This is a genomic window from Lactococcus garvieae subsp. garvieae (assembly GCF_029024465.1).
Taxonomy (GTDB): Bacteria; Bacillota; Bacilli; order Lactobacillales; family Streptococcaceae; genus Lactococcus; species Lactococcus garvieae.
In genome coordinates, this window is the sequence record NZ_CP118950.1 from 380027 (window position 1) to 403724 (window position 23698).

Consider the following 23698-nt stretch of genomic DNA (forward strand, 5'->3'; position numbering starts at 1 on the left):
TGAAAAATTTCCTGATAGCTGATTTTAATTCATTTGATATCCAATGGGCAAAATGATAAACTTTTAAAGGAAGAGGGAAAGGATTGAGGAGTATGAAAGAGATAAAAAATATTATTTTTGACTGGGACAATACACTCTTTCCTTTTAAAAAATATTGGGAAACAGCACACCGAAAAGTTTTTTTGGACTTGATTGACTTTCAGGATGAATTTTCTATAGATGATTTTATGGCAAAATATCGTGAAGTGGATGAGCAACTCTGGCCTTTGGTTCATGAAGGAAAAATGACGATTGAGCAGCTGCGCGAAGAGCGTGTGCGCCAAGTCTTGGATTACTATGCGATTCACTATAAAGAAAACTTTGTGCGCCTGTTCTTTGATATCTTTCTGACGGCCTTGCTTGAAGAAATAGAAGTGGACCAGAATTTACTGTCTAAAATGCAAGAACTTTCTCAAAAGTATAACATTGCTATTTTAAGCAATGGGGAGAGTGGGGAGCAAAGAGAGAAGATTAAACGTTTTGGCTTTGAAAAAATGTTTCCTGTTTATATTTCGGCTGAAACGGGCTTAACCAAGCCTGATCAAGCAGCCTTTCATAATATTTTAGAAAAGGAAGCCTTTGATCCTGAAGCAACACTTATGGTTGGAGATTTGCTTGAACATGACATCCTTCCTGCACAAAAACTTGGTTTAGCCACTGCTTATATAGGACATGACGATAAGGGAACTGCAGATAAAACCTATGAAAGCATTGAAGATTTCCTTGAAGATTTTTTAAAATAAAGAAACTTGAAATTTCCTTTGTTTTCCTGTAAAATGATAGAGTTATCAGTGCCGTCTGTAGTGTAATGGATATCACGCAAGATTCCGGTTCTTGCGATGGGGGTTCGATTCCCTCCAGACGGATAAATTTTTTATTTTGAGCGCTGTAAGACATTGTGAGAAGCACAATGTTTTTTACATTTTGATATTTCTTTTCTGACTTGAGGATCAAGTGGAGACGATGAGAGACAGGCATCAAAGTAGGAAATGTTTTTTATTTGATTCCAACAATGGATAGGAAAGAACTTAATTAGAATATTGAGGAAGATATGGATATTCAATTTTTAGGAACGGGCGCAGGCCAGCCCTCGCGAACGCGAAAAACACAAGCTATTGCTTTGAAGTTACTCGATGAACGTAACGAAATATGGCTATTTGATTGTGGCGAAGCGACCCAGCATCAAATTTTGGAAACGTCAATTAAACCAAGAAAAATTACCAAGATTTTTATTACACATTTGCATGGCGATCATATTTTTGGTCTACCGGGTTTTCTATCGAGTCGTTCTTTCCAGGGTTCAAGTAAAGATGAGGAACATACAGACTTGGAATTATATGGGCCAAAAGGCCTGAAGGATTTTGTGATGACAGCTCTGCGCATGTCGGGCTCGCGCCTGGGCTACAAGATTCATTTTCATGAAATTGAAACACCGGGTAAGATTTTTGAAGATCAAACCTTTGAAGTATACGCGGATACCTTAGATCATACAATTTTTTGCCTAGGCTATCGCGTGGTTGAAAAAGATCGTCCCGGAGAATTAGATGCAGCAGCTTTGAAAGCAGCAGGACTCCCTTTCGGACCGCTCTTTGGCAAAATAAAGAATGGTGAACCAGTAGAATATGATGGGAAGGTCTTTCATCCAGAGGACTATATCGGCGCAGACAAGCAGGGGAAAGTGGTAACCATTCTTGGAGATACCCGTCGTACCCCAAACGCTGTTCGTTTAGCCGTTGGTGCAGATCTTTTAGTTCATGAAGCAACTTATGAAGCAAAAGAGTCAAGAATGGCCCGCCGACATGGACATTCGACCTCAAAACAAGCAGCAGATGTTGCTCAGGAAGCCGGCGTAAAACGCTTGGTGCTCACGCATATCAGTGCACGCTATGTTGGCCCACTCGTGGCTCAGCTTGCGCAAGAAGCACGCGCTGTTCATCCTAATTCCTATGTGGCGAAAGATTTTTATGAAGAAAAAGTTGAGTAAAAAGAATATAGTAATTACAGGTGCTAGCGGTGATATTGCACAAGCGCTCATTCAGCGTTTAGAGGGCCATAACCTTATCTTGCTCAGTCGCTCACTTCCTCAGCCCGTCATTCCTGAAAAAGTAGATATTCTTATTAATAATGCAGGATTTGGAGAGTTTGCAGAGTTAAGCAACTTATCGGATGAGCAAATTGATGAAATGTTCAAGGTGAATACGCTAGATCTGATTAAGCGGACGCGTGATTTGAGACCGGAGCTACAAGTAATTAATATTGCATCTATAGCAGGGAAATTACCCACAGCGAAATCAACAGTATATGCAGCTTCTAAAGCCGCTGTTCTCGCCTTTTCTGATGCTTTACGTTTAGAAAACCCAAATCTTATTGTGACAACAGTTAACACGGGGCCGGTCCGCACCAAATTCCACAAAGACAATGTGGACTATCTTGAAAAAGTGGGCGAAAATGCGGTCAGTGCAGAATATGTGGCAGATAAGATTGAGCAGGTTTTAGGGAAAAAGAAAAGAGAAGTGAACTTACCAATTCAGCTGGCTTTCGTTGCGAAAATTCGTGCCCTTTTCCCCAGTCTTGTAGATAATATAGGAAATAGATTTTTTAATTATAAATAAATCTTCAAAAAAGCAGTCGAAGTGGAGGAAACTTGATTAAATCAAAATATATATGGAAGTTAACTGAGTCAGACTTACCGGATGAGTTTCTTAAGTTAAGTAAAAAATATAAATTAGACACACTGGCAGCGCAAATTTTGTGGCAACGCGGCATAAGGGCAGAAGAAGAGATTCAAGCTTACTTAAATCCTGATCTTCAGCAATTACATGATCCGTTTTTGCTGCACGATATGGAAAAAGCCACTCAAAGAATTTTGACTGCCATTGAAAATGGACAAAATATCTTAATATATGGGGATTATGATGCAGATGGTATGACGGCGAGTTCCGTGATGAAATCAGCTTTGGATGAATTGGGAGCGGAAGTACAGGTCTATCTTCCTAACCGCTTTACCGATGGGTACGGACCAAATCTTGATGTCTATAAATATTTCATTCAAAATGAAGACATTGACTTGATTATTACAGTGGATAATGGTGTAGCTGGTCATGAAGCTATCGCCTATGCACAAAGTCAAAATGTTGATGTTATTGTAACTGACCACCACAGTATGCCAGAAGAGCTGCCCCAAGCTTTTGCAATTGTGCATCCTGAACACCCTGAATCAAACTATCCTTTCAAGTATTTGGCCGGAGTAGGGGTTGCTTTTAAAGTCGCAACTGCACTTTTAGACTATATTCCTTCGGATATGCTTGACTTGGTGGCAATCGGAACAATTGCGGATATGGTTAGTCTCACCGATGAAAATCGGATCTTGGTGAGTCACGGACTAAAAGTATTAGCGAATACAGAGCGTGCAGGCCTAATGGAACTCATGCGCCTCTCAGGAACCGATTTTGAAAAGGTGAATGAGGAAACGGTTGGTTTTCAAATTGCCCCCCGTTTGAATGCTCTAGGACGCTTAGATGATCCAAATCCTGCAATTGAACTATTAACGGGCTGGGATGAAGAAGTGGCTGCCGAAATTGCGCAGATGATTGATGAAAAAAATAGCGAGCGTAAAGTCATCGTAGAAAATATCTACAATCAAGCCCTCACCATGATGACGGATGAACCCGTAGAAGTTCTTTATCATCCGGATTGGCATAAAGGTGTTCTAGGTATTGTTGCAGGACGCTTACTTGAGCAATTTCACAAACCTATCATTATGTTGGCGGAAGAAGAGGGAATTCTTCGAGGTTCAGCACGTTCGATTGAAAACTTTAATATTTTTGAAGCACTCAATGGGCACCGTGAGCTTTTTATCGCTTTTGGGGGTCACAAACAGGCAGCTGGAATGACTTTTGCCTTGGAGAATGTGGAAGCAATCAAGCAAGTGATGCTCGAGTTTATCCAAGAAAACGACATTGATATGTCAGAGAAAAGTTCACTAGAAGTTCAGGGCAGTCTACAGTTTGACCAGATTAGCTTAGAGACGATTAGGAGTTTAGAGAAGCTATCTCCTTACGGTATGGACAATCCTAAACCTCATTTTCTCCTTACAGATTATCAGGTTGAGCAGGCGCGTAGCATGGGAAAAGACAACAGTCATCTCAAACTTAAATTAGTACAAAATGGGCAAGCTTTAGATGCGGTTTACTTTGGGCATGGGTCTGAAAGCCTGGAATTTGAACAAAGTGACACAGAACTTGTCGGTACCTTATCGAGCAACACTTGGAATGGTACAACAACCGTACAGCTTATGGTGGCTGATGCCAGAGTAAATGGTGTTGAACTTCTGGATATTCGAAGTCGACAAGTTGAATTGCCAAAAAATACAATACGTTTTGTCCATAATGAAGTGAAAAATGGTACAATAGAAGAAGTGCTTATTATTGAGGAAGCCCCAACAGATAAGGATGCCTTATCTGCTTTGACGGAACTAATACATGAGCAGGATTTTGAATTGATTTATTTCAAAAATACAATCAAGAAAAATTATTATTTGACGGGAGCGGGGACGCGTGAGCAGTTTGCACGCTTCTATAAAGCAATCTATCAGTATCCTGAGTTTGATATTCGTTTTAAATTGAAAGACCTAGCAAATTATTTGAAAATCCCCGATATTTTAATGGTAAAGATGATTCAAATATTTGAAGAACTGAATTTTGTCACCATTGATAATGGCATGATGAGTGTGAATAAAGCCGCTGAAAAGCGTGATATTTCTGAAAGTAACATTTACCAAGAACTTCAAGAAATCATTGCCTTTCAAGAACTTTTCGCCTTATCCCCTGTCAAAGAAATTTATAAAAAATTAAAAGAGGAAGATGCACATGCAACTTAAAGATTACATTGCAACGATTGAAAATTACCCAACAGAAGGTATCGTTTTCCGCGATATCTCACCACTTATGGCTGATGGAAATGCCTACAACTATGCTGTTACTGAAATTGTGCAATATGCACGTGATAAAGAGATTGATGTAATTGTTGGCCCAGAAGCGCGTGGATTCATCGTTGGATGTCCGGTTGCTTTTGCACTTGGTGTTGGTTTTGCGCCTGTGCGTAAACCCGGAAAATTACCACGTGAAGTTATTTCAGCGGACTATGAAAAAGAGTATGGTACAGACACATTGACCATGCATGCCGACTCTATTAAACCCGGACAACGTGTTTTGATTGTAGATGATCTCTTGGCAACAGGTGGAACAGTAAAAGCTACGATTGAGATGATTGAACGTTTGGGGGGTATCGTTGTTGGTTGTGCCTTCTTTATTGAACTTGATGACCTCAAAGGGCGTGAAAAGCTTGGTAACTATGATTACAAGGTCTTGATGCATTATTAATTTTAGAGTTTTAGCATCCTATTAAGCAAGACGGAAAACGACACATCATGAAACAGTTTAAATCCGTTTACATATTGACAATGAAGCGAATTTAATATAATATAGAAAAAGAAAATCTGAAAGAGAGCAAAAAAAGTTTGAAAATTGAAGCATTAGAAGGACAAAATATCGAAGAACTTTCAATGATTGAAGTTGCTCATGCAATTTTGGAACAAAATGGTAAGGAAATGGCTTTTGCAGAAATCTTGAACGCCGTTCAAGATTACTTGAAAAAGTCTGACAATGAAATCAAAGCCACAATTGCACGTTTTTACACAGAAATGAATACAGATGGAAGCTTTATTCCATTAGGAAATAACATTTGGGCACTCCGCTCATGGTACGCGATCGACGAAATCGATGAGGAAGTCATTGCTCTTGATGAAATTGATGACGAAGAAGAAAAAACAACTAAAAAACGTACAAAAGTTAATGCATTTGGTATCGAAGATGAAGTGGATCCTGAAGATGAACACATCGACAAAGGAAACGATGCAGATGATATGACTTATGATGATGAGAATCCAGATGATGAAAAAGATGAGGTTCAAGCTTATGATGCTGAACTTGCTGAAGTTGAACTGGATAACGTGGATGAAGACGTTGAACTCGATGAAGAGGACGACGATGACGACGACAGCGACTCAGAAGAGAATTAAAATCTAAAAGAGTGAGGTCCCTGACCTCGCTTTTGTGAATATTACCCAACAAACTTACGCTTCACTGTTTAAAAAGAAAGGGAGGCGTGATAAGGAGGATTAACTTTGGTAGAAAAAGATACGGAGAAGTTTTCGAGAGAAAGTTTCAAAGATAAAATCTTGCGTGAACTTGAAGAAGGAAATCGAGCCAACACGGATGGGACTTTTGAAAACTATGCCCGTGAATCCAACAAAGAACTTTCTTCAATCCCGAGCAGACATGCTCGACGAGAACGTGCTGATTTTTCAGAGATTCAACGTCCAACGCCATTTAAGTTGACGGAAGAACTAGAAAATCCAGAAGCAGAGGAACAAGCTAAAATTTCCGAAGATGTGGAACTTCCTGAAAAAGCTGTTTCTGATCAAGTGAAAACAGAAACATCAGCACAAGAAGAACGTCCAGACTTTGCAAGTGTTCGCGAGCAAATGCTCCAAGCGAGCCAAGGACAAAGTTATTCACGACTGAGACGCAAGACAAAAGCAGCTGATAAAGAAGTTGTTGACGAAGATGAGCAACTTGAAGCACAAGCAGCTGATGTCGCAGCGCCTACTGCCGAAGAGACGACACACAGACAAAGAAGTCGTCGTGCAGCAGTGAAACCGGATGAAGAAGCTGAAGAAATACAGCCCAAGTCTAAAGCGAAGAAACCGAAGAAGAAAGTTTCTTCTGGAAAGATTATTGCTGTTATCGTAGCAGTTTTAATTCTGGCCGCAGCAGGGACTGGTTTTTACGGCTATAATTTCATCAAAGAAGGTGTACAACCGCTCAATACTGCAAATACAACCAAACGCGCCATTAATATTCCAGCAGGAGCAAGCAGTAAGCAAATCGGAGATATCTTACAAAGAGAAGGTATTATCAAAAATGGTATGGTTTTCCAATACTATACCAAATTTAAAAATTTCAGTGGCTTTAAGAGTGGCTACTATAACCTCTCGCCTAGCATGAGCTTGTCAGATATTGCAAGCCTGTTGGAGCAAGGGGGGACAGAACATCCAGTGGAACCCACTCTGGGCAAAATTTTGATTCCTGAAGGTTATACATTAGAACAAATTGCTCAAGCTGTTACAGTGAATTCTGCGGGTAAAGATGAAAAAACACCTTTTACCAAAGAAGAGTTTATGAAGACTGTGCAGGATCAAGCCTTCATCGAAAAAATGAAACAGAAGTTTCCAAAACTTCTAGCTAGCTTACCAAGTAAAGACAGTGGTGTGAAGTATCAACTTGAAGGTTACCTCTTCCCAGCAACTTATGAGTATTCGAAAAAGACAACCGTTGAAAGCTTAATTGAGACAATGCTTTCAACAACAAATGCACAGCTGGAACCCTTGTATGAACAAATACAAGCGAGTGGACTTACGGTCAATGAAACCTTAAGTCTGGCTGCCATTGTCGAAAAAGAAGCCAACAGTGATGATGATCGCCGTAATGTTGCACAAGTCTTCTTTAACCGTAAGAATTTAGGTATGACGATGGATTCGAATACAGGAATCTTTTATGCTGAAGGCAAGCTAGGTAAGGATACGTCCCTTGATCAACAAGCTGCAATTAATACACAATTAGACTCACCTTTCAATACTTACTTGTATCCAGGTTTTGGTCCTGGCCCAATCGTGAGTCCAAGCTTGTCGTCAATCAAAGCAGTACTTAACCCAACTGCGAATGATTATCTTTATTTCGTAGCAGACGTTGAAGGTAAGATTTACTTTGCACAAACACTTGAAGAGCAAAACATCAATGTTCAAAAGTATGTCAATGATGCGATTGCGTCGGGTAATTAATTAGAAATTTAAAAAGGATAAAAAATGGTAGAAAAAACTTTCCCCATGACCAAAGAAGGTCTGGAAAAACTAGAACAAGAATTAGATAACCTTAAATTGGTTAAACGCCCTGAAGTTATTGAACGCATCAAGATTGCACGCAGCTACGGTGACCTTTCAGAAAACTCAGAATATGAAGCAGCAAAAGATGAACAAGCTTTCATCGAAGGTCGAATTTCAACTGTGGAAACAATGATTCGTTACGCTGAAATCGTAGACAATGCCAATATTGATAAAAATGAAGTTGCCCTTGGTAAAGCAGTTGTCTTCCAAGAAGTTGGAGATGACGAAGAAGAAGAGTACGAAATCGTTGGTACTGCTGAAGCTGATCCATTTTCAGGTAAAATTTCAAATGAATCTCCAATCGCTCAAGCTTTGATTGGCCGTAAAGTTGGTGATGTGGTAAAAATTCCATTGCCTATGGGTGAAATCGAAGTTAAGATCGTTGATGTAAAATAAAATAAAAAAAGTCTGCCTTTTAGCAGATTTTTTTATTTTAGAGGCATTTCAGCCACTATTTTTGGTAAAAAATTAAAATTTTCGATATAATAGTCAATAAAGGTCAAAGATTGGAGGTTCTATGTCTGCCCAAAATACTTCAGATATTATCGAAGCTTATTTGCGAAAACTGCTCGAAGAGGCACGTGAGATTGAGATTAAACGTGCAGATTTAGCCAGTCAATTTGACGTGGTTCCTTCGCAAATTAACTATGTGATTAAAACCCGTTTCACCCCATCTAAAGGCTTTGATGTTGAGTCAAAGCGTGGTGGTGGCGGCTATATCAAAATATTCAAATACCATTATTCGGCAAAGCATGAATTCTTGCTTGATTTAGCACAGAAGTTGCCTGCCAACTTGACCGAAGGTATGGCGCAAGATATCTTGCAACTTTTATTTGATGAAAACATTTTGACTGAACGAGAAGGTAATCTTCTCCTTTTGCTTTTAGCTGATAGTGATATTTCTAACAGTTGTCGAGCGCAAATGATGATAAAAATACTACAGAGATTGGATCGTGATGATGAAATTTAATGAAAAGGACTTTACACCACAAGTTGTTAGAGTGCTTGAGAAGTCTGTCGACTATGCGCATAAGTTTAACTACGCTTGGGTAGAAAGCTCGCACCTATTGGCTGCCTTGGCTGAGGTTCCGGCTTCATTGGCATTTACGCTACTTAATTCAGAAAAGATTGATTTGGAAGAGATGTTAATCGACATCGAAGATTTTTCAAGTCAAGTGAAGACAAAAAAATCAGACATAAAGCTTAGCCCAAGAGTTGAAACGATTATTGAGCAAGCCCGAGCATTGGCTCAAAATAACGATAAAAACCGTATTGGGACAGAGCATCTCTTGTATATGCTGTTGGCAAATGAAGCCAGCTTTGCAGGACAACTTTTACGTGAGCAAAACATTAATATCGTTAACCTCCGTAAAAAGTTAGAGCAAAAAGCATATTTACGAGTGCCAGAACGCCGTAAAGCGGTGACCCCTGCTTCGAAAAGAAACCTGTCGGGGAAGGTGTCCGAAACAACAACAACACCTACTTTAGATACAGTCTCGACAGATTTGACAAAAGCAGCGCGTGAAGGCAAGCTTGATCCAATGATTGGGAGAGAGCGTGAAGTCGAACGTCTTATCCATATCTTGAGTCGCCGAACAAAGAATAATCCCGTTCTTGTTGGTGAACCAGGCGTTGGTAAGTCAGCCATTATTGAGGGCTTTGCCACACGTGTGGCTGCAGGAAATGTTCCTGTAGGTTTACGCGGCAGTCGTATCATGGCCTTGAATATGGCGATGGTCGTAGCGGGGACGAAGTTCCGTGGTGAATTTGAAGATCGTTTGACAGCTATTGTGGATGAAGTGACACATGATAAAGATGTTATCGTCTTTATCGATGAACTCCATACTATTATTGGTGCTGGGGGAGGCATGGACTCTGTCAATGATGCCTCAAACATTTTAAAACCCGCATTAGCACGTGGCGAGTTTCAACTTATTGGTGCTACTACTTATCAAGAATATCAAAAATATATTGAAAAAGATGAAGCTCTGGAGCGCCGTTTTGCCCGTGTCAATGTCGAAGAACCCTCAGAAAAAGAAACGGTTGCGATTTTACAAGGCTTGAAAGAAAAATTTGAAGCTTACCATGCGGTTAAATTTGAAGAAGGGGCTTTGGAGCGTGCCGTTAGCTTGAGTAATCGCTACATGCCAAGTCGTCGTCTGCCAGACAAAGCCATTGATCTTCTTGATGAAGCAGCGGCCAAAGTTAAAATCACGAGTAAAACAAATTACACCAAGCTAGACGAGTTAAAAGCAGAATTAAAAGCGGAAGAGCTGAAATTACAACAAGCAGTTGTTGCTCTTGATATTGTTGAAGCACAAGGAATTGAAAAAGATATTGAAAGATTAACACACAAAATTGATAATTTTACAGTATCGGAAAATGATAATCCTTTGGTCGAAGAAAGCGATATTTATGCTGTTGTTTCTAACCTTACAGGAATTCCGCTCCAACAAATGACGAAAACAGAAAGTGAACGTCTGATTAACTTAGAAAAAGAGTTACATAAACGTGTGGTCGGACAGGAAGAAGCGATTTCGGCTGTTTCTCGTGCTATAAGACGTGCGCGTTCAGGTATTGCTGATACGAGACGTCCTCTGGGCTCATTTATGTTCCTTGGTCCGACAGGGGTGGGGAAAACAGAGCTTGCTAAAGCTTTAGCGGAAAGTGTCTTTGGGAGTGAAGAGAACATGATTCGCGTAGACATGAGTGAATTTATGGAAAAATTCTCGACATCGCGTCTTATCGGAGCGCCTCCAGGGTATGTAGGTTACGACGAAGGGGGACAATTGACAGAGCAAGTCCGTAATAAGCCTTATTCTGTTATTCTCCTTGATGAAGTTGAAAAAGCCCATCCTGACATTTTCAATATCATGTTGCAAATTTTGGATGACGGTTTCGTTACAGATACCAAAGGGCGGAAAGTTGATTTCCGAAATACAATCATCATTATGACATCCAACTTAGGCGCAACGGCTATTCGTGATGATAAAACGGTTGGTTTTGGGGCTAAATCAATTTCAACAGATTATGCAGCCATGAAAGCAAGAATCATGGAAGAACTGAAGAAACAGTACCGTCCAGAATTTCTTAACCGTATCGATGAAACCATCGTTTTCCATTCACTGACTGAAAAAGAGATTGAACAAGTCGTGAAAATCATGAGTAAATCTCTTGTATCACGTTTGAAAGATCAAAATATCACAGTTAAATTTACCCCTGCTGCCTTGAAAGTTATTGCTGATAAAGGATTTGATCCTGAGTATGGTGCACGTCCGTTGCGTAAAGCGCTACAACGGGAGGTTGAAGACACGCTCAGTGAGCAATTGCTTGCAGGCGAAATTCATCCGGGGGATACGATTTCGATTGGGTCTTCTAATAAAAAGATTAGAATAAGTGTTATTGATTGACTTGTAAGCGATTATATATTATAATTAAATTAGAAATAAAGAAAGGACGGTTCTTAAAACTTGACTGTCCAGCGTCTTGCAAAACAGTGAAGATTCAACACAAGAGCCGTTAAGGTAGACTCTATGATCAAATATAATATCCGTGGTGAAAATTTTGAGTTAACAGATTCAATCCGCTCATATGTTGAAGATAAGGTTGGAAAACTTGAAAAATACTTTAACGATGGTCATGAAGTAACAGCCTATGTAAATCTTAAAGTTTACTCCGACAAACGTTACAAAGCAGAAGTTACAGTGCCTGCTAAAAATGTAACCTTGCGTGCAGAAGATACAGCAGCTGACATGTATGCAGCTATTGACTTTGTTGAGGAAAAACTAGAACGTCAAATTCGCAAGTATAAAACACGTGTAAACCGTAAATCTAAGATTAACGTTCCTACTGGACAAGCTTTCGGAGACGAGTTTGCACCACTTGATGAAGCTGAAGAAGTAAATGAAGATCAAGTAAAGATTGTTCGTACAAAACATGTTTCCTTGAAACCAATGGATGCTGAAGAAGCAGTGCTTCAAATGGACATGTTGGGTCATGATTTCTATATCTTTACAGATGCAGATACAGACAGTACTAATGTCGTTTACCGTCGTGAAGATGGCAACATTGGTTTGATCGAAACCAAATAAGATTTAAGTACCTAAACTGTATCAAGAAAAAAGTCAAGCAAAAAAGCTTGGCTTTTTTTGTTATCTCTGTACTTCTGTGACATTTCTCTTCTGTAATCGTTTACTTAAATTATAACAGTTTGACCAAAAAACAAAACTGTACTAGTAAAGAAAGTGCAAACATTCCCGTATATCCCTTGAAATTAGCAAACTGTATGATATAATAAAAACGTAATCTGAAACAGAAAGACCAAAGGAGATTTTCTACATGAAAACAGAAACTAAAGAAATCTTTGAGCAAGCCTGGGAAGGTTTCAAAGGATCAGACTGGCAAGATAAAGCAAGCGTCACACGCTTTGTTCAAGCCAACTACAAACCTTATGATGGAGACGAAAGTTTCCTCGAAGGACCAACAGAACGTACGCTTAAAGTAAAAGATATCATCGAAACAACAAAAGCGCACTATGAAGAAGTAGGGTTCCCATTCGATACTGATCGTGTGACTTCTATTCACAAAATTCCTGCTGGTTACATCGATCCTGAAAACAAAGATCTCGAATTAATCTACGGTATGCAAAACAGCGAACTTTTCCGTTTGAACTTCATGCCAAAAGGTGGTCTTCGTGTAGCAGAAAAAATCTTGACAGAACACGGACTTAGCGTTGATCCTGAATTGCACGAAGTGTTGGATACAACTATGACTTCTGTAAATGATGGTATCTTCCGTGCCTATACATCAGCTATTCGTAAAGCACGTCATGCCCACACAGTAACTGGTTTGCCAGATGCTTACTCACGTGGACGTATCATCGGTGTTTACGCACGTCTTGCGCTTTACGGTGCAGACTACTTGATGAAAGAAAAAGCACGCGAATGGGATGCAATCACTGAGATTACTGAAGAGACTATCCGTCTTAAAGAAGAAATCAACATGCAATACCAAGCACTTGATCAAGTTGCTAAATTTGGTGATCTTTATGGACTTGACGTTCGTCGCCCAGCCTTGAACACTAAAGAAGCTATCCAATGGATCAATATTGCTTATATGGCTGTATGTCGTGTTATCAATGGTGCGGCAACTTCACTTGGACGTGTGCCAATCGTTCTTGATATCTTCGCTGAACGTGACCTCGAACGTGGTACTTTCACTGAACAAGAGATTCAAGAATTCGTTGATGATTTTGTATTGAAACTTCGTACAATGAAATTCGCACGTGCTGCAGCCTATGATGAACTTTACTCTGGTGACCCAACATTCATCACAACATCTATGGCTGGTATGGGTAATGACGGACGTCACCGTGTGACTAAAATGGACTACCGTTTCCTAAACACATTGGATACAATCGGTAACGCTCCAGAACCAAACTTGACAGTACTTTGGTCTGATAAATTGCCACATGCCTTCAAACGCTATGCAATGTCAATGTCTCATAAACACTCTTCTATTCAATATGAAGGTGTTGAAACAATGGCTAAAGAAGGCTATGGCGAAATGTCTTGTATCTCATGTTGTGTATCACCGCTTGATCCAGAAAATGAAAACGAACGTCACAACCTTCAATACTTTGGGGCACGTGTTAACGTTCTGAAAGCAATGCTTACTGGTTTGAATGGTGGATATGACGATGTTCATAAAGACTATAAAGTGTTCGACATCGAACCTGTAACTGACGAAGTTCTTGACTACGACACAGTTATGGAAAACTTTGACAAATCATTGACTTGGTTGACTGATACTTATGTAGATGCCATGAACATCATTCACTATATGACTGATAAATACAACTATGAAGCTGTTCAAATGGCCTTCTTGCCAACACGTGTTCGCGCAAACATGGGCTTCGGTATCTGTGGTTTCGCTAATACTGTGGATTCACTTTCAGCAATCAAATATGCGAAAGTTAAAACAATTCGTGATGAAAACGGCTATATCTACGATTACGAAGTTGAAGGCGACTTCCCACGTTATGGTGAAGATGATGACCGTGTAGACGATATCGCTAAACTTTTGATGAAGATGTACTACGAAAAATTAGCTTCACACAAACTTTACAAAAATGCTGAAGCTGCAGTTTCACTTTTGACAATCACTTCAAACGTTGCTTACTCTAAACAAACAGGTAACTCACCAGTTCATAAAGGTGTATTCCTCAATGAAGATGGTTCAGTCAACAAATCTAAAGTAGAATTCTTCTCACCAGGTGCTAACCCATCAAACAAAGCGCGCGGTGGTTGGCTCCAAACCTTGAACTCTTTGGCTAAACTTGAATTTGCTCATGCAAATGACGGTATCTCATTGACAACTCAAGTTTCTCCACGCGCACTTGGTAAAACACGTGACGAACAAGTAGATAACTTGGTTCAAATCCTCGACGGTTACTTCGGTCAAGGTGGTCAACACGTTAACCTTAACGTTATGGACCTTAAAGATGTTTACAGCAAAATTATGGCTGGTGAGGACGTTATCGTACGTATCTCTGGTTACTGTGTAAACACTAAATACCTCACACCAGAACAAAAACAAGAATTGACTGAACGTGTGTTCCACGAAGTTCTTTCACAAGATGATGATGAAGTAATGCACACATCTAACATCTAATCGAATGTAAAAACAAACTCTCCTTTGGGGAGGTTGTTTTTTTTGGCTTTTTTCTATCATTAAGCAGATCCTGTTATTTTTTACCATAATACTCACTTTATGTAAGGGAGAAGTAGTGAAGGGACAATTACAACGGTCTGGGGGCCTTTCCAGACCGGAAAAATATCATTTTTACTTCATGAGATCGTAATTACTGAATATCGTATCCCGAGTTGTGCTATAATAAAGCTATGAATAAAGTAATCGGTTTGACAGGTGGAATAGCTTCTGGGAAATCAACGGCGGTTGATTTTTTGCGTTCTCAGGGCTATCCGATCATTGATGCGGATCAAGTGGTTCGTGAATTACAAGCACCAAGTGGCGCCTTATATCAGGCGATTTTGAAAGAATTCGGTCCTACCTACTTTGATGAGGATGGACTTTTGAATCGGCGGAAGTTGGGCAACTTGATTTTCTCGAAGGATGAAGCACGAGAAAAACTCGCATCGCTCCAAAATCATATTATTCGCCAAGAGCTCTATAAGAGACGTGAGGCACTTTTGAAGGATGACAAGGTTCAAAAGCCCATAATTATGGATATTCCCTTACTCATCGAACAAGCTTATGATGGGTTTGACGAAATATGGTTAATCGCTGTGCCAGAAAGCATCCAAATGGAGCGTATTATGAGTCGAGATAATATGACCCAAGAAGAGGCGGAAGCGCGTATCAAAGCTCAAATGCCTTTGTCAGAAAAGAAGAAGTATGCCACACGTATTATTGACAGTTCAGGAACAATTCCTGAAACTTATGAAAAAATCACAGAATTGTTAAAAGTAGTAGAAAAGAGGGATTAAAACGAGTAAATCAACAAAAAAAAGAAAAGTTAATTGGAAACAAAACTTGTGGATCACATGGATTGGCTGTTTTATTGTGGGCTCATCTTTTTCACTGGTAATGCCATTTTTGCCTCTTTATATTCAGAGCTTAGGTGTGACTGGTTCTAATGTAGAGCTGTTTTCTGGTATTGCTTTTGCTTCGACAGCCTTAGTCTCAGGTTTAGTTGCACCTATGTGGGGGAAATTAGCAGACAAATACGGCCGAAAACCCATGATGGTCAGAGCTTCTTTTGCGATGACCTTTACTATGTCTGCAATTGCTTTTTCTCATCAAATGGGCGGCTATTGGTGGCTTTTGCTCATGCGTAGTCTCATGGGCTTCTTTTCAGGTTTCATTCCCAACTCAACTGCAATGATCGCTTCTCAAGCACCCAAAGAACGTTCGGGTTATGCTCTGGGCGTCTTATCCACTGCAATGATTACGGGGACTTTGATCGGTCCTTCTATCGGTGGTTTGCTGGCGCAGTGGTTTGGAATGGCAAACGTCTTCCTTATCGTTGGGAGTCTGCTTGCTCTAGCAACGATTTTGACTGTCTTTTTTGTCCATGAAAACTTTGAACCCGTAACGAAAGATAATATGTTATCGACAAAGGAAATTGTCAATCGTATAAGCAATAAGCAAATTCTTTTTGGCTTACTTGTTACCAGCTTTATTATCCAAGTTACCACACAATCGATAGAGCCATTTGTTACCCTTTATATCAAGACTTTGACTACAAATACAAATAACTTAATGTTTATCTCAGGGCTTATTGTGTCTGCAGTCGGCTTGTCTGCAATGCTGTCTTCAAGTACACTGGGTAAATTAGGAGACAAATATGGCGCACATCGACTGATTTTAATTGGCCTCGCCTTTAGCTTCGCGATGTATTTACCGATGGCCTTTGTAAAAACGCCTCTCCAATTAGGACTCTTAAGATTTATGCTGGGGTTCGGTACGGGTGCGCTGATGCCATCCGTCAACTCCCTTTTAGCAAAAATTACCCCTAAGGAAGGTGTGTCGCGGATTTTTGCGTATAACCAAATGTTTTCTAACTTTGGAGTAGTTGTAGGTCCGATAGTGGGCTCTGCAATTGCAGGTTGGATTTCATATCGTATGGCCTTTATTGTGACAAGTCTTTTCGTGGTTGTTAATTTCTTCTGGTCCCTGACCAACTTCCGGAAATACCTAAGAAAACGGAGCATCGTAGAATGAGAGTGAAAATAACTTTAGCTTGCACAAGTTGTAAGAGTAAAAACTATATTAGCAGTAAGAATAAAAGCAGTAATCCTGATAAAGTCGAAACAATGAAGTTTTGTCCAAAAGAGCGTATGGTTACATTACACCGAGAGGTTTAAACTGTAGAGAGTATTTTTCATTCTACAAAACCATTTATTTTCAAAATAATTGCACATCTCTAAAATTGAAACTGAAAAAATGGTATAATAAAAAATGTTAAAAAATAATAGAAATGAAATGATAACTTAAAATGAATGATGGATTGAAGAAAGCAAACTTCCTGAACTATTCTATTTTGATTCCCTACCTGATCATGTCAGCTGTAGGTATCGTGATGGTTTTTTCAGCAACAGTCCCATATCAGCTGGCGAAGGGACTTTCACCTTATAAAATGGCAATCAACCAAGGCGCATTCATGTTGCTGAGTTTTGTTGCTATTGCTGTGATTTATCGGATGAAACTCCGTGCGCTTAAGAGTAAAAAAATGATTGGTTGGGTTTTATTTCTTTTGATTTCAGCCATGATTTATTCCCGCGTTGGGCCAAACACCTCCGCAAATGGTGCACATGGTTGGATTCCTATCCCAGGTGTGGGTACGATTCAACCTGCTGAATATGCAAAATTTTTCGTTGTTTGGTATCTGGCTTCGGTTTTTTCCGAAAAGCAGGATGAAATATATGAAAAAGATATCGCAGCAATTTTCAAAGGAAAAACCATTTGGCAAAAACTATTTGGGGGATGGCGCACTGCGATTCTTATAATGTTAGGTATCTTGGTTATTATGCCAGACTTGGGTAATGCTTCGATTATGGCGATGATTACAGGAGTGATGATTGCTTCTAGTGGTATCTCTTGGCGCTGGTTTAGTGGCTATGGTAAGATCATTCTGGGAGCGATGGTTGCCTTTATTGCCTACCTTTATGCTGTAGGTGGTGACGTTATCCCGGGAAACTATGTCAATGCCCGTTTTAAGGCAATGGTGAATCCTTTCGAAGGCTTGTCAACATATGGTCACCAAATGGCCAACTCCTATTACGCCGTAAGTAATGGGGGCTGGTTTGGTCGAGGACTCGGAAATTCTATTGAGAAAAATGGCTTCCTGCCTGAAGCGCACACGGACTTTATCTTCTCGATTGTTATTGAGGAGCTGGGGCTAATCGGAGGAATTATCGTTCTCGGCGTATTGTTCTTTATGATTGTGCGTATCTTAATGGTCGGTATCCGTGCAAAAAGTGCATTTAATTCGATGATCTGTATCGGGATTGGTTCTACCCTATTGATTTCAGTATTTATCAATATTGGAGGAGCTTTTGGAATTATTCCGGAAACAGGGGTAACATTCCCATTCCTATCGCAAGGGGGATCATCATTCCTTGTGTTGTCTTTGGGGATTGCTTTCGTGCTTAACATTTCGGCAGATGAAAAACGCAGAGAAGTCAGAGAACTTTCAAGTACATATGCTAGAAATGTTTAATATTAAATGCTAAAGTTAAGAAAAAGCTAATCAAATCGTAATACTCCATGCCCCTCTTTCGCTAAAGCGAGAAGGAAAATGAATTATAAGGTATCGTCAACCATATTACACAACATATTAGGGAATAAAGATAGGGGATTGTATGAAAAAACTGCTCGTTGCCAACCGTGGTGAAATTGCCATTCGTGTTTTTCGTGCCTGTAATGAACTGGGTTTGTCCACTGTAGCCATCTATGCAAAAGAAGATGAGTACTCTGTACACCGTTTCAAAGCAGACGAAGCATACTTAGTCGGACATGGTAAAAAACCGATAGATGCTTACCTTGATGCGGATGATATTATTCGTATTGCTCTGGATGCAGGAGCAGATGCAATTCACCCGGGCTATGGTTTGCTTTCGGAAAACTTGGAATTTGCAACGAAGGTCCGTGAAGCGGGCTTGGTTTTTGTAGGGCCAGATTTAAAACATTTGGATATTTTTGGCGATAAAATTAAAGCGAAGAAAGCAGCGGATTTGGCAAAAATTCAAGGTATTCCAGGGACGGATGGTGCTGTCGATTTGGATGGTGCCCTTGCCTTTGCTGAAACCTACGGCTATCCTGTCATGATAAAAGCTGCTCTCGGTGGCGGCGGACGTGGAATGCGTGTTGCTCGTAATGATGAGGAGATGCGTGACGGTTATGCGCGTGCCAAGTCAGAAGCACAAACCGCTTTTGGATCAGCAGAAATTTATGTTGAAAAATATATTGAAAATCCAAAGCATATCGAAGTACAGATTTTGGGAGATACGCATGGAAATATTGTCCATCTTCATGAGCGTGATTGCTCTGTGCAACGCCGCAATCAAAAAGTCATCGAAATTGCACCAGCTGTAGGCTTAGATCCAGACTTTAGAAATGAAATCTGTCAAGCAGCTGTCCAACTTTGCCAGGCTGTGGGGTATGTTAATGCAGGAACAGTTGAGTTTCTAGTTAAAGAGAATCAATTTTATTTTATTGAAGTGAACCCAAGGGTTCAAGTAGAACATACGATTACGGAGATGGTGACAGGTGTAGACATTGTCACAGCACAAATTCTTATTGCTCAGGGCAAAGATTTGCACCAAGACATCAAAATTCCTGCACAGGATGAAATTCCATGCTTAGGCGCAGCCATCCAGTGCCGTATCACAACTGAAGATCCTGAAAATAATTTCCTTCCAGATACAGGAAAAATAAACACCTACCGTTCTCCAGGAGGCTTTGGTGTGCGTCTTGACGTAGGTAATGCTTATGCAGGATATGAAGTGACGCCTTATTTTGACAGCCTTTTAGTCAAGGTTTGTACTCATGCAACAGACTTTGAAGAAGCGGTGCATAAGATGCAACGTGTCTTGCGCGAATTCCGTATTCGTGGGGTAAAAACTAATATTCCATTTTTGGAAAATGTTATTGACGATGAGCAGTTCACTAGTGGTCAAGCAACAACAACCTTTATTGACAATACCCCACAACTCTTCAAGTTTTCTCGTAAACGTAATCGCGGTACAAAGATATTGAAATACATTTCGAATATTACCGTGAATGGTTTCCCAGGGATTGACAAAACAGAGAAGCGTTATTTTGAACCTGCGCGTCAACCAGAAATTGAGATTATCCAGAAAAAAACGACAAAGAACATCCTTGATCAAGAAGGTGCTGCAGCCGTAGTAGACTTTGTTAAAGGTTCACATGAAGTCTTGCTCACAGATACAACTTTTCGTGATGCACACCAAAGTCTTTTAGCCACACGTTTGCGTCTACAAGATATGAAGGGAATTGCAAGCTCTGTAGATCAAGGCCTTTCAGATTTGTTCTCTGTAGAGATGTGGGGTGGGGCGACTTTCGATGTTGCCTACCGTTTCTTAAATGAATCACCTTGGTATCGTTTAAGAAAATTGCGTGAACAGATGCCCAATACACTTTTCCAAATGCTATTCCGTGGCTCAAATGCAGTAGGGTATCAAAATTATCCTGACAATGTTATTCAAGAGTTTATTCAAAAAGCGGCAGCTGAGGGTATCGATGTTTTCCGTATTTTTGACAGCCTGAACTGGCTGCCGCAAATGGAAAAATCTATCCAAACTGTGCGTGACACAGGGAAAATCGCTGAAGCAACGATTTGTTATACTGGCGATATCTTAGATAAAACACGTCAAAAATATGACTTGAAGTATTATAAAGATCTTGCTAAAGAATTAGAAGCTAGCGGTGCGCATATTCTTGCGATTAAGGATATGGCTGGCCTTCTGAAACCACAAGCTGCTTATGTATTGATTACAGCACTGAAAGAAACAGTCGATTTACCGATTCATTTGCATACACATGATACGGCAGGTAATGGGATTATCACCTATTCGGGTGCGATTAAGGCCGGTGTAGATATTGTTGATGTGGCAACAGCATCACTTGCTGGTGGGACTTCTCAGCCTTCTATGCAGTCGCTCTATTATGCCTTGGAGCATGGTGGACGTCATGCGGCCTTAAATATTGCTAACGCGGAACAAATTGACCATTATTGGGAAGATACACGTCGTTATTATGCGCCTTTTGAAGCTGGGATTACGAGCCCGCAAACAGAAGTTTACAGACATGAAATGCCAGGGGGACAATACACCAACCTTAAAGCACAGTCTGCTGCGGTTGGATTGGATACTCGTTTTGATGAAGTCAAAGCGATGTACAGCAAAGTAAACATGATGTTTGGTGACATTATTAAAGTGACGCCAAGTTCAAAAGTTGTGGGCGACATGGCACTCTTTATGGTACAAAATGACCTCACAGAAGAAGATGTTTATGCAAAAGGTGCAGAATTAAACTTCCCAGAGTCAGTGGTTTCCTTCTTCCAAGGAGATTTGGGTCAACCTGTAGGTGGTTTCCCAGAGAAACTTCAAGCGCTGGTTCTCAAAGGGAAACAAGCTTTAACAGATCGTCCCGGTCTTCATGCGCCAGCCGTTGACTTTGCACAAGTGGAAAAGGAACTCTCAGATATATTAGGTTATCCAGCTGAAGAACATGAAGTTTTAAGTTACATTATGTACCCGCAAGTCTTCTTGGATTATCAAAAAATGCAAGATGCTTTTGGCTCAGTGACCTTACTCGATACGGAAACTTTTCTCCATGGTATGCGTATGGGTGAGCAAATCGAAGTGCAGATTGAAAAAGGTAAAACTCTGATTATTCGTCTTGATGAGATTGGAGAGCCAGATGTCTTAGGTAATCGTGTGCTCTTCTTTAACCTTAATGGTCAAAGACGTGAAATTAGTGTGAATGACCAATCCATCAAAACACAAGTTGTTGCGAAACGTAAGGCCGACAGCACAGACCCCCAACAAATCGGGGCAACGATGCCGGGATCTGTTTTAGATATTCTCGTGAAAAAAGGAGAGCAGGTCAAAAAAGGACAAGCACTGATGGTTACAGAAGCAATGAAGATGGAGACGACAATCGAGGCACCATTTGATGCGACGATTGAAGAGATTCATGCCGTAGCAGGAGAAGCGATTCAGACGAAAGATCTTCTTATCGAGCTACGTGAGCAATAAAATAAAAACGTTCAACTCTTGGGTTGAACGTTTTTATTTAAGAAGGAAAAAACACCCAGAGCGCAAGTTTGCTCAAAATCAGGTGTTTTTTATTTTATTTCAAGCTGTTGGCTTCCATGATTTCATCAATGAAACCATAATCTAATGTTTCTTGTGCTGTCATCCAGTTGTCACGTTCTGCATCGGCATGTACTTTTTCCATAGATTGTCCAGAGTTTTCGGCCAAGATCTTTTCTAAAGTACGACGTGTTTTGAGCAAATGTTCCGCAGCGATAGCCATGTCTGTTTGTTGTGTACCACCACCAGTACCGCCCATAGGTTGGTGAATCATGTATTCCGCATGTGGCAACATGAAACGTTTGCCTTTTGTACCACTAGAAGCAATAATTGTACCCATAGATGCAGCGATACCCATAACGATTGTTTGAACATCAGATTTGATGAAGTTCATAGTATCGACAATTGCAAGTCCAGCAGAAACAGAACCACCAGGTGTGTTAATGTAGAGGTAAATGTCCTTTGTGCTGTCTTGGGCATCCAAGAAGAGGAGTTGTGCGATGATTGAGTTGGCCATACCATCCTCAACTTGGCCTGTCAACATGATGATACGGTCTTTCAGTAGACGGCTATAAATGTCATATGCGCGTTCACCACGGCTTGATTGCTCGATGACAGTAGGTACTAAATATCCCATAGATAAGTCTCCTTTTTCAATGTTTTATTCTATTATAAATCAAAGGTCAAAAAAGGTCAAAAAATAAGTACGATTAAAAAGGAGGAAATGAAGATCTTTTTTAAGTAAAATGTTTCAAAGAAAGGAACACTTTTATTTGTCGGAGTATATTATAATAGATTCAAGGAGATGAACAGATGAAAGTTGAACATATCGGAATTTGGGTAAGAGACTTAGAAAAGATGAGACATTTTTATGAAAGCTTTTTTTCTGCACGGTCAGGTCAAAAATATCACAACTCGAAAACAGGCTTTACCTCTTATTTTATGAGTTTTGAAGAAGGTGCACGTATAGAGCTGATGCACCGTGCAGACATTGAAAAAGTACTGCCTGAAGGGCTGGGCTTTGCTCATCTTGCTTTACAAGTAGGAGATGAAGCTGAGGTAGACAAACGTGCGCAAGACTTCTTAGAGCAAGGCTTTCAAGTTCTATCTGGACCACGGAGGACTGGTGATGGTTATTATGAAGCAGTTATTCTTGATCCCGAGGGGAATAAGATTGAAATAACAGCTTAGAGTTAAAATTTTTAGAGAAATGAGTTTTAAAACAGTAGTCATTTTGTTATAATAATAGTATGAATTCAGAACTTATTATTGCTTTGATTATTGCTATGATTGCAGGTGCTTGGCTTTTTATTGCGGGCATGTATATCTACAAACGTTATGACGAAAATCGCTATAAGAAACGTTTGGCTGTTGAGAAACTTTTACGGGAAATTGAAGTCCGTAATACTTTAAATCAAAAAATTATTGAAATCTTGAACCGTCCGATTATTGGAGATGACGAAGAAATCGTTAACCCCCGTAGTGATGTAAAAGTACCCTTTTACGACTATAATTTTTTGAAAAATTACACTTCAATGTATAATTTGTATATTCCTGCTTATTTTTTGAGCACGTTCTTTAAAAATCTTTCTCACCATTTGGCTGTTTTCGAAGATGAGCAAGATTTGAAAAATGGCGGTTATATTTTCAAAGAAGCACGTCCTATTTTTGAAAATTTTTCGGTTGAAATTACGGAAGATATCGAGAACAAGAAAAAAGAGTTGGAAGAAGCAAAGAACATTTATCCGTCTATGCTAAAACGCCAGTATTACAACATTTAAATACTTTTTTTATT

At 39.9% G+C, this 23698-nt stretch carries 20 protein-coding genes and 1 tRNA gene; 20 read left to right on the top strand and 1 reads right to left on the bottom strand.

Going from position 1 to position 23698, the window contains the following annotated elements; genetic code table 11:
* The first annotated feature begins 92 nt into the window (after positions 1-92).
* From PYW30_RS01965 to PYW30_RS02050, 18 genes are all read left to right on the top strand, one after another.
* Positions 93-782 (top strand): HAD family hydrolase, encoded by a 690-nt coding sequence (locus PYW30_RS01965; RefSeq protein WP_042217386.1) that lies wholly within the window; start codon positions 93-95, stop codon positions 780-782.
* A gap of 51 nt (positions 783-833) precedes the next feature.
* Positions 834-905, top strand: a tRNA-Arg gene (locus PYW30_RS01970).
* Positions 906-1090: 185 nt separating this feature from the next.
* Positions 1091-2023, top strand: a complete 933-nt coding sequence (gene rnz / locus PYW30_RS01975; protein ID WP_042217383.1) for a ribonuclease Z — start codon at positions 1091-1093, stop codon at positions 2021-2023.
* Entirely contained in the window at positions 2004-2651 is a 648-nt protein-coding gene (locus PYW30_RS01980) for an SDR family NAD(P)-dependent oxidoreductase (protein ID WP_042217381.1), read from the top strand. Before rnz ends, PYW30_RS01980 begins: the two co-directional genes overlap by 20 nt.
* A 32-nt stretch (positions 2652-2683) precedes the next feature.
* Positions 2684-4918: a single-stranded-DNA-specific exonuclease RecJ gene (gene recJ / locus PYW30_RS01985; RefSeq protein WP_042217379.1), complete on the top strand. Its 2235-nt coding sequence runs from the start codon at positions 2684-2686 to the stop codon at positions 4916-4918.
* The gene (locus PYW30_RS01990; protein ID WP_003134000.1) at positions 4908-5420 is read left to right on the top strand and encodes an adenine phosphoribosyltransferase; all 513 of its coding nucleotides are present in this window, start codon (positions 4908-4910) and stop codon (positions 5418-5420) included. Before recJ ends, PYW30_RS01990 begins: the two co-directional genes overlap by 11 nt.
* Before the next feature lie 137 nt (positions 5421-5557).
* Positions 5558-6118: a DNA-directed RNA polymerase subunit delta gene (gene rpoE / locus PYW30_RS01995; protein WP_003134001.1), complete on the top strand. Its 561-nt coding sequence runs from the start codon at positions 5558-5560 to the stop codon at positions 6116-6118.
* 105 nt (positions 6119-6223) lie between these two features.
* A complete protein-coding gene (gene mltG / locus PYW30_RS02000; protein ID WP_042217376.1) occupies positions 6224-7939 on the top strand; it encodes an endolytic transglycosylase MltG in 1716 nt (571 codons plus the stop codon).
* Between the two features lie 24 nt (positions 7940-7963).
* On the top strand, positions 7964-8437 hold the full coding sequence (gene greA, locus PYW30_RS02005; RefSeq protein WP_003134005.1) for a transcription elongation factor GreA: 474 nt from the start codon (positions 7964-7966) through the stop codon (positions 8435-8437).
* 121 nt (positions 8438-8558) lie between these two features.
* Positions 8559-9011: a CtsR family transcriptional regulator gene (locus tag PYW30_RS02010; protein WP_003134006.1), complete on the top strand. Its 453-nt coding sequence runs from the start codon at positions 8559-8561 to the stop codon at positions 9009-9011.
* Positions 9001-11451, top strand: coding sequence for an ATP-dependent Clp protease ATP-binding subunit (locus PYW30_RS02015; RefSeq protein ID WP_052370166.1), 2451 nt, complete (start codon positions 9001-9003; stop codon positions 11449-11451). The genes PYW30_RS02010 and PYW30_RS02015 overlap by 11 nt, the downstream gene beginning before the upstream one ends.
* Before the next feature lie 123 nt (positions 11452-11574).
* The gene (gene hpf / locus PYW30_RS02020; RefSeq protein ID WP_003134010.1) at positions 11575-12132 is read left to right on the top strand and encodes a ribosome hibernation-promoting factor, HPF/YfiA family; all 558 of its coding nucleotides are present in this window, start codon (positions 11575-11577) and stop codon (positions 12130-12132) included.
* A gap of 247 nt (positions 12133-12379) precedes the next feature.
* Entirely contained in the window at positions 12380-14713 is a 2334-nt protein-coding gene (pflB, locus tag PYW30_RS02025; RefSeq protein WP_042217367.1) for a formate C-acetyltransferase, read from the top strand.
* 230 nt (positions 14714-14943) lie between these two features.
* Positions 14944-15549 (top strand): dephospho-CoA kinase, encoded by a 606-nt coding sequence (gene coaE / locus PYW30_RS02030; RefSeq protein ID WP_042217483.1) that lies wholly within the window; start codon positions 14944-14946, stop codon positions 15547-15549.
* A gap of 46 nt (positions 15550-15595) precedes the next feature.
* Complete coding sequence (locus PYW30_RS02035) at positions 15596-16786, top strand: multidrug efflux MFS transporter (protein ID WP_003134017.1); 1191 nt, start codon at positions 15596-15598, stop codon at positions 16784-16786.
* Entirely contained in the window at positions 16783-16929 is a 147-nt protein-coding gene (gene rpmG / locus PYW30_RS02040; protein ID WP_014024306.1) for a 50S ribosomal protein L33, read from the top strand. The genes PYW30_RS02035 and rpmG overlap by 4 nt, the downstream gene beginning before the upstream one ends.
* Before the next feature lie 131 nt (positions 16930-17060).
* A complete protein-coding gene (locus PYW30_RS02045) occupies positions 17061-18284 on the top strand; it encodes an FtsW/RodA/SpoVE family cell cycle protein (protein WP_042217366.1) in 1224 nt (407 codons plus the stop codon).
* Positions 18285-18426: 142 nt separating this feature from the next.
* The gene (locus PYW30_RS02050) at positions 18427-21846 is read left to right on the top strand and encodes a pyruvate carboxylase (protein WP_042217363.1); all 3420 of its coding nucleotides are present in this window, start codon (positions 18427-18429) and stop codon (positions 21844-21846) included.
* Between the two features lie 94 nt (positions 21847-21940).
* Here PYW30_RS02050 and PYW30_RS02055 read toward each other — a convergent pair whose 3' ends face one another.
* Complete coding sequence (locus tag PYW30_RS02055) at positions 21941-22540, bottom strand: ATP-dependent Clp protease proteolytic subunit (RefSeq protein WP_003134020.1); 600 nt, start codon at positions 22538-22540, stop codon at positions 21941-21943.
* Between the two features lie 176 nt (positions 22541-22716).
* Here PYW30_RS02055 and PYW30_RS02060 point away from each other — a divergent pair, with 176 nt between their 5' ends.
* Both PYW30_RS02060 and PYW30_RS02065 read left to right on the top strand, forming a co-directional pair.
* Positions 22717-23094, top strand: coding sequence for a VOC family protein (locus PYW30_RS02060; RefSeq protein ID WP_042217360.1), 378 nt, complete (start codon positions 22717-22719; stop codon positions 23092-23094).
* A gap of 59 nt (positions 23095-23153) precedes the next feature.
* Complete coding sequence (locus PYW30_RS02065) at positions 23154-23684, top strand: hypothetical protein (protein ID WP_003134023.1); 531 nt, start codon at positions 23154-23156, stop codon at positions 23682-23684.
* The last annotated feature ends 14 nt before the right edge of the window (positions 23685-23698 follow it).

Excerpts from the sequence above, each read along its gene's own strand:
- rnz (WP_042217383.1), top strand. The coding sequence starts at position 1,091 with ATGGATATTCAATTTTTAGGAACGGGCGCAGGCCAGCCCTCGCGAACG.
- greA (WP_003134005.1), top strand. The coding sequence starts at position 7,964 with ATGGTAGAAAAAACTTTCCCCATGACCAAAGAAGGTCTGGAAAAACTA.
- PYW30_RS02060 (WP_042217360.1), top strand. The coding sequence starts at position 22,717 with ATGAAAGTTGAACATATCGGAATTTGGGTAAGAGACTTAGAAAAGATG.
- PYW30_RS02010 (WP_003134006.1), top strand. The coding sequence starts at position 8,559 with ATGTCTGCCCAAAATACTTCAGATATTATCGAAGCTTATTTGCGAAAA.
- PYW30_RS02050 (WP_042217363.1), top strand. The coding sequence starts at position 18,427 with ATGAAAAAACTGCTCGTTGCCAACCGTGGTGAAATTGCCATTCGTGTT.
- coaE (WP_042217483.1), top strand. The coding sequence starts at position 14,944 with ATGAATAAAGTAATCGGTTTGACAGGTGGAATAGCTTCTGGGAAATCA.
- pflB (WP_042217367.1), top strand. The coding sequence starts at position 12,380 with ATGAAAACAGAAACTAAAGAAATCTTTGAGCAAGCCTGGGAAGGTTTC.
- rpmG (WP_014024306.1), top strand. The coding sequence starts at position 16,783 with ATGAGAGTGAAAATAACTTTAGCTTGCACAAGTTGTAAGAGTAAAAAC.
- PYW30_RS01990 (WP_003134000.1), top strand. The coding sequence starts at position 4,908 with ATGCAACTTAAAGATTACATTGCAACGATTGAAAATTACCCAACAGAA.
- PYW30_RS02045 (WP_042217366.1), top strand. The coding sequence starts at position 17,061 with ATGAATGATGGATTGAAGAAAGCAAACTTCCTGAACTATTCTATTTTG.
- PYW30_RS02015 (WP_052370166.1), top strand. The coding sequence starts at position 9,001 with ATGAAATTTAATGAAAAGGACTTTACACCACAAGTTGTTAGAGTGCTT.
- PYW30_RS02065 (WP_003134023.1), top strand. The coding sequence starts at position 23,154 with ATGAATTCAGAACTTATTATTGCTTTGATTATTGCTATGATTGCAGGT.
- hpf (WP_003134010.1), top strand. The coding sequence starts at position 11,575 with ATGATCAAATATAATATCCGTGGTGAAAATTTTGAGTTAACAGATTCA.
- PYW30_RS01980 (WP_042217381.1), top strand. The coding sequence starts at position 2,004 with ATGAAGAAAAAGTTGAGTAAAAAGAATATAGTAATTACAGGTGCTAGC.
- PYW30_RS01965 (WP_042217386.1), top strand. The coding sequence starts at position 93 with ATGAAAGAGATAAAAAATATTATTTTTGACTGGGACAATACACTCTTT.
- PYW30_RS02055 (WP_003134020.1), bottom strand. The coding sequence starts at position 22,540 with ATGGGATATTTAGTACCTACTGTCATCGAGCAATCAAGCCGTGGTGAA.